General features: G+C 64.3%; 6 protein-coding genes. 2 read left to right on the plus strand and 4 right to left on the minus strand.

Going from position 1 to position 6,109, the window contains the following annotated elements; genetic code table 11:
• Positions 1-204: 204 nt before the first annotated feature.
• Positions 205-1,638, minus strand: coding sequence for a DHA2 family efflux MFS transporter permease subunit (locus tag EOC06_RS30780; protein WP_128309561.1), 1,434 nt, complete (start codon positions 1,636-1,638; stop codon positions 205-207).
• 121 nt (positions 1,639-1,759) lie between these two features.
• On the opposite strand from EOC06_RS30780, the gene EOC06_RS30785 reads away from it, so the two are divergent.
• Both EOC06_RS30785 and hutH read left to right on the plus strand, forming a co-directional pair.
• Complete coding sequence (locus EOC06_RS30785) at positions 1,760-2,761, plus strand: ornithine cyclodeaminase family protein (RefSeq protein WP_128309562.1); 1,002 nt, start codon at positions 1,760-1,762, stop codon at positions 2,759-2,761.
• A complete protein-coding gene (gene hutH, locus EOC06_RS30790; RefSeq protein WP_128309563.1) occupies positions 2,758-4,239 on the plus strand; it encodes a histidine ammonia-lyase in 1,482 nt (493 codons plus the stop codon). The genes EOC06_RS30785 and hutH overlap by 4 nt, the downstream gene beginning before the upstream one ends.
• Before the next feature lie 9 nt (positions 4,240-4,248).
• Here hutH and purU read toward each other — a convergent pair whose 3' ends face one another.
• The 3 genes from purU to EOC06_RS30805 form a co-directional block, all read right to left on the minus strand.
• Entirely contained in the window at positions 4,249-5,130 is an 882-nt protein-coding gene (gene purU, locus EOC06_RS30795) for a formyltetrahydrofolate deformylase (RefSeq protein ID WP_128309564.1), read from the minus strand.
• Entirely contained in the window at positions 5,127-5,927 is an 801-nt protein-coding gene (locus EOC06_RS30800) for a 3-methyl-2-oxobutanoate hydroxymethyltransferase (RefSeq protein WP_128309565.1), read from the minus strand. The genes purU and EOC06_RS30800 overlap by 4 nt, the downstream gene beginning before the upstream one ends.
• A gap of 34 nt (positions 5,928-5,961) precedes the next feature.
• Positions 5,962-6,109 (minus strand): Rieske 2Fe-2S domain-containing protein (locus tag EOC06_RS30805; RefSeq protein WP_164898818.1); only part of this gene is annotated, 148 nt, incomplete at its 5' end.

Below are 6,109 nucleotides of genomic sequence, written 5' to 3' on the forward strand. Positions count from 1 at the left end.
TTCGTCAAATGAATCCGCGCTCGGAACCCCGGCCGGCAGCGATATTTGCCAAATGGACGCATCGATTGCCGAAGCTGGCGCAATGCTCGGAAAACTCTGCACTTTTGGCAATTGCTTGCGCCATAGCCGCCACTCGCGAAAAGGCTGCACCAAGGCGAAAGGACAAGACGGAATTTATCTCCGCATCAGGCGGAAAAATCGATCTCAATTTCCCAGCGAGTGGCCGGAAACCTCCGCGCCCGCACCTGGCGGCAGCACGAGAAAACGCAACGCCGCCACCAGCCCGATGGCGCCGATCGCCAGGAAGGCCACTCGAAAATCCACAAGATCGAGGGCCGGCCGGTCCCTGGCGATCTGCGACAAATTGAGGATCGCCGCCGCCACCGCGACGCCGAACAGCATCGCCACCTGCTGCAGCATCGAGGACAGCGTCGCCGCCGAGCTTCGTTGCGCCGCATCGATGTCGGCGAAGGCCAGTGTGTTGAGCGCGGTGAACTGCATCGAGCGCGACAGGCCGGCGATCAGCATCAACGCCACCACCAGCGCTTGCGGCGTCTGCGGTGAGATCGCAGCACATGCCATGATCGCCGCCGAAGCGATCAGGCCGTTGACGACCAGCACCGACCGGAAGCCGAAACGGCGCAGCGTTGGTGTCGTCACCGTCTTCATGCCGAGATTGCCGAGGAAATAGGCCAGGATCATCAAGCCGGCATCGACGGACGAGAGGCCAAAGCCGACCTGGAACAGCAGCGGCAACAGGAATGGCGTGGCGTTGATCGCCACCCGGAAAATGGTGCCGGCGGCAAGCGTCGAGATGGCGAAGGTCAGCACCTTGAACGAGGAGAGATCGAGCAGCGGATGCGGCGCGCGCCTGAGATGCCGCACCGCCAGCCAGCCGATGACGATGCCGGCAACGATCAGCAACGCTGTAGGCAACACGCCGTCCTCCGGATGAGCAATGCGTTCAAGGCCATAGAGAAGCAGGGCAAGCCCCGCCGATGTCAGGAAAAAACCCGGCCAGTCGAGCGGCTTGGGGTCGGCTTCGCGATCGCCCGGAATGAAGCGGGCGACCAGCACCAACCCGACCACGCCAAGGGGGATGTTGATGAAGAAATTCCAGTGCCAGGACAGATAGGTGGTGATGAAGCCGCCGAGCACCGGCCCGATCACCGGCGCAAACAGCGCCGGCCAGGTGATCAGTGCCGTGGCGTTCAGCAGCTCCGACTTCGACGCATTACGCAGTACCAGGATGCGCCCGACCGGCGTCATCAGCGCGCTGCCGAGCCCTTGCACGACACGTGCGGCGACGAACTGGGTCAGGTTTTGCGAGACGCCGCAGGCAAGCGAGGCCAGGGTGAACAGGACGATCGCCAGCAGGAAGATGTTGCGGGCGCCGAACCGGTCGGCGAGCCAGCCCGACAGCGGCACGAATACGGCCATGGTCAGCATGTAGACCGTGATGCCGATGCTGATCGCCACCGCCGACACGCCGAAGGAAGCCCCCATCTGCGGCAGCGAGGTCGAGATGATCGTCGAATCCAGAAACTGCATGAAGAAAGCGATGGCGACGATCAGCGCCACGCGCCGCGCATTGGTGGCCGTTTCGGATAAGGTTGCGGTCTCGGGAACGGCTGTCATGACGGAACCGGTTTGAACAGCATCTCACCTGCGGCGTCCAGAGACCTCGCAACAAACTTTCGTGTCCCGCCTTGGCCTGCTATGGGATGAACGGGGTGGCCGAGGAAAGTGTCCGCGTAACATGAAGCCCATCTACATCGACTACCTCAATGCCCTCGACATCGACGCCCTTGCCATGACCGATGGCGAAATCATTGCCGCCGTCGAGGCTGGCCTGGTTGCGCAAGGCAAGGGCCAGACGGTGATCGAACCGCGCGTCCATCTCGAGCCGGACCCGTCCTTCCACGGCCATTTCAACGTGTTGCGCGGCTACGTCGCGCCGCTCGACACGGCCGGCGTCAAGATCGTCGGCGACTATGTCGATAATTACCTGCATGGCCTGCCTTCCGAATTCGGCATCCTCAACCTGTTCGACCCGCGCACCGGCGCGCCGCGCGCCATCCTTGACGCCACCGTCATCACCGACATGCGCACAGGCGCCGTCACCGCCATCGGCGCCAGGCATCTGGCGCGAAAGAATTCCAAAGTGCTGGCCCATATCGGCGCGCGCGGCACCGCCTACTGGAATGTCCGCCTGCTCGACCATCTCTTCGATTTCGACGAGATCCGCGTCCATTCGCGCCGCCCGGAAAGCCGCGACGGTTTTGCCGCCAGACTGTCCGCCGATCTCGGCAAGACGGTGACGGCGGTCGCCGACTGGAAAAGCTGCATCGAGGGCGCCGACATTGTCGTCGAGGCCTCGCGGTTGCCGGAGCCGCAGCCATTGCTCAAGACCGAATGGATCAAGCCCGGCGCGTTGGTCGTGCCCTACGGCACGATGAGCGCGGTGGAACTGTCGTTGACCGATATCATGCAGAAAATGGTCGTCGACGATTGGGGCCAGTGCAAGGGCGGCAAGTTCGGCTCGCTGCGCGCCCATGTCGAGACCGGGCGGCTGAGCGAGAAGACGCTGCATGCCGAGCTTGGCCAGATCGCCGCCGGTCTGAAAGCCGGGCGCGAAAGCGACGCCGAAACGATCCTGTTCTGGCATCGCGGCCTGTCGCTGTCCGACATTGCGCTGGGCAAGGCGATGCTGGCCAAGGCCCAAGTGCAAGGCATCGGCCAGCGGCTGCGCTTCGCATGAGCGCGCTCGTCCTCACCGGAACCGGCGTCGGTATTGACGATGTCGCTGCGATCGCCCGCGATGGGCGCAAGGTGGAGATTGGACCCGATGTCATCGGCAGGCTGGAAAAGGCACGAAAAGTGCTCGACCAAGCCGCCGCATCCGGCCAACAGATCTATGGCCTGAACACCGGGCTCGGCGCCAATCTCGGCACTGCTGTAGAGGGCGACGCCGGCGCCTTCCAGCGCCAGTTGCTTGAAGGACGCAGCGGCGCCGTCGGCGAGGTGCTGCCGGTTGAAGCCGTGCGGGCAACCATGCTTGCCCGTGCGTCGATGCTGTCGGTCGGCGGCTCCGGCCTGTCGCCTTCCGTTTTCGTCGCTTTGGTCGACGCGCTCAATGCCGGCGTCCATCCCGTCATGCCGTCGCTCGGCTCGATCGGCGCCGGCGACCTGGTGTTGATGACGGCACTCGCCCGCATGCTCACTGGCGATGGCGAAGCCGACTATCAGGGCCGTCTCATGCCGGCGGCCAAGGCGCTGATGATGGCGCGCCTCGCCCCCATCAGCCTGGCGCCGAAGGACGGCCTGTCGCTGATCAACGCCTCGGCGGTATCCGCCGGCAGCGGCGCGCTTGCAGTGACGGATGCGCTGACCGCCCTTGCCCGGCAACAGCAGGCCGGGGCGCTGACCATGGAAGGTTTTGCTGCCAACCGCACCATCCTCGACCCGCGCCTGCATATGGCGCGCCCGGCGGCCGGCCAGCAGCAAGCAGCCAAGGCGCTGCACGATCTGCTCGTCCGCGATGAGGCGCCGGCGCCGACCACCTTGCAGGACCCGCTGTCGATCCGCTGCATGCCGTCGATCCATGGCGCGCTGATTGAGGCGATCGGTCAGGCGAGACAGGCTGTCGAGATCGAGCTCAACGCCGCAGCCGACAACCCGCTGGTGCTGGGCGATGATGGACTGGTGCTGTCGACCGGCAATTTCCACACCGCCGCATTGGCGCTCGCCTTTGAGACGCTCGGCCTGGCGATCGCCCAATGTGCCGCGGCCAGTGCCGCGCGCTTCATCCAGCTCACCGGTTCCGGCCGCAATGGCCTGCCGAAATATCTGTCGCCGGTCGGCGGCGCCTCGGCCGGCCTCGTACCGCTGCAGAAGACGGTGACGTCGATCCTGGCCGCCATCCGCCACAAGGCCAATCCGGTGATGCTCGACTTCCTGGCCGTGTCGGAAGGCGTCGAGGATCACGCCACGCAGACGCCTCTGGCGGTGGCAAAATGCGCCGGGATGATCGCGCTGTGGCGCCGCCTGATCGCCTTCGAATTGATGGCCGCCGCACAGGCCGTCGACCTGCGCGACGGCTTCACATTGGCGCCACGCACCGCCGCAATTCACACGGCGATACGCTCGCTCGTCCCCATGCTGAAAGAGGACCGGCCGCTCGGTATCGACGCCGAGACGCTTTACGCCGCGCTCGCAGGCGGCAGTTGGCCGGCCTGACGTGGCTTCTCAGAAGACGATGGTCTTGTGGCCGTTGAGCATGACGCGGGCTTCGAGATGCAACTTGACGGCGCGCGCCAGCACCCGGCTTTCGATGTCGCGCCCGACAGCGACGAAGTCCTCGGCGCTCATCGCATGGGTGACGCGTTCGGTCTCCTGATCGATGATCGGACCCTCGTCGAGGTCGGAGGTGACGTAATGCGCCGTCGCACCGATCAGCTTGACGCCGCGGTCGAAGGCCTGGTGATACGGCTTAGCGCCCTTGAAGCTCGGCAGGAACGAATGGTGGATGTTGATCGCCCGTCCGAACAGCCGGTCCGACAGGCCTTTTGAAAAGACCTGCATGTAGCGCGCCAGGATGACCAGTTCGGCCCCCGTCCGCTGCACCAGGTCCAGCAGCTTCTGTTCCTGTTCGGCCTTGTTCTCCTTGGTGGTCGGCCAATGGTGATAGGGAATGCCCTCCAGCTCGGCGAAGCGGCGGGCATCCTCGTGGTTGGAGACGACGGCGGCAACCTCCGCGTTCAGCCAGCCGACCCTGATCTGGTACAGCAGATGGAGAAGCGCGTGGTCGAACTTGGAGACCATGACGATGATCTTCGGGCGGCGCGCCTGATCGACGAGCGCGGTCTTCATGCCGAAGCGGTCGACGCTTGATTTCAAGGCCCGCTCCAGGCTGTCCCTGGTCGAGCCTGGCGGGCTGATGAAGGCTATCCGCATGAAAAAGCGATTGGTCTGCCGGTCCCAGAACTGGCTGCTTTCGGCGATGTTGGCGCCGTTCGCGGCAAGCTCCGCCGTGACGGCGGCAACGATTCCCGGCCGATCCTCGCAGGAAAGCGTGAGAATATGAACCGGCGCGGCCTCGTCCGTCGCCTCATTGCCTTGAGATTTCACGCCCTGTCGACCCTTTTCGTGAACAAGCTGAGCTCAGCCGGATCCATATGCACCACATGCTTGTCTTCGGGATAGGCGAGACTGTTGACATCGGCAACATACTCCGAGAACGCGGCGATGCGCTCGGCCTGCAAACGATCATATTCGGCGGCGAAATTGCGATAGACCTTGGAATGGCGAGGCATGTGGCCCCGGGTCTGGCCGAGAATGTCGTCGGCGAACAGATATTGCGCATCGCAACCGGTGCCCGCCCCCATCGACAGCATGATCAAGGATGTGCGTTCCGAGATCGCCTTGGCCACCTCGACCGGCACGACCTCGATCTCGGCGCCGATGGCGCCTGCGGCCTCCAGTTGTTTCACCGCCGCGAAGACCTCCATGGCGGTGTCGGCGGTCTTGCCGACCGCCTTGAAGCCGCCGGTCCAGGTGGCCCGTGACGGGATCAGCCCGACATGGCCGATCACCGGGATATTGTCATCGGCCATCCGCTTGACCGTGGCGTAGCCGGCGCTGCAATAGACCGCGTCGGCGCCGGCCTTGTAGAGCCGGAAAGCCCAGCGCACGAAATCGTCCGCCGTGCCGATCTCGTAGAAATTGTCGCCTGGCATGGTGAACAGGCTGGGTGCGGCGTCCCGGTATTGCGGGTTGAGCACCAGTTCGGGCGGCACCGAGACGATGTCGACCCCTGCGCGCTCCGCGGCCTCTGCCTCGTCCATCGTCAGCACGCGCAGCATGGTCAGCTGGCGCTTGCCTTTCATGGCGCGCAAATCCGCCACCGTCGGTCTTTTTCGGCTCATCAAAAGGGTTCCCTCAGTTGCATTCGGCGGCAGGTCAGCCGATCTGGATCATCACTTTGCCAGCCTCGACCTTCACTGGATAGGTGGCGAGATTGACGCATACCGGTGCGCCTCGAGCCACGCCCGTCTTGTAGTTGAAGCGGCCATTGTGCTTGGGACATTCGATGATGTCGTCCATCACC

It is taken from the genome of Mesorhizobium sp. M7A.F.Ca.MR.362.00.0.0, from assembly GCF_004023175.1.
Classification (GTDB): Bacteria; Pseudomonadota; Alphaproteobacteria; order Rhizobiales; family Rhizobiaceae; genus Mesorhizobium.

Bases quoted from the DNA above. Each gene is read 5' to 3' on its own strand.
- EOC06_RS30780 (WP_128309561.1), bottom strand. From the start codon at position 1,638: ATGACAGCCGTTCCCGAGACCGCAACCTTATCCGAAACGGCCACCAAT.
- EOC06_RS30785 (WP_128309562.1), top strand. From the start codon at position 1,760: ATGAAGCCCATCTACATCGACTACCTCAATGCCCTCGACATCGACGCC.
- hutH (WP_128309563.1), top strand. From the start codon at position 2,758: ATGAGCGCGCTCGTCCTCACCGGAACCGGCGTCGGTATTGACGATGTC.
- EOC06_RS30800 (WP_128309565.1), bottom strand. From the start codon at position 5,927: ATGAGCCGAAAAAGACCGACGGTGGCGGATTTGCGCGCCATGAAAGGC.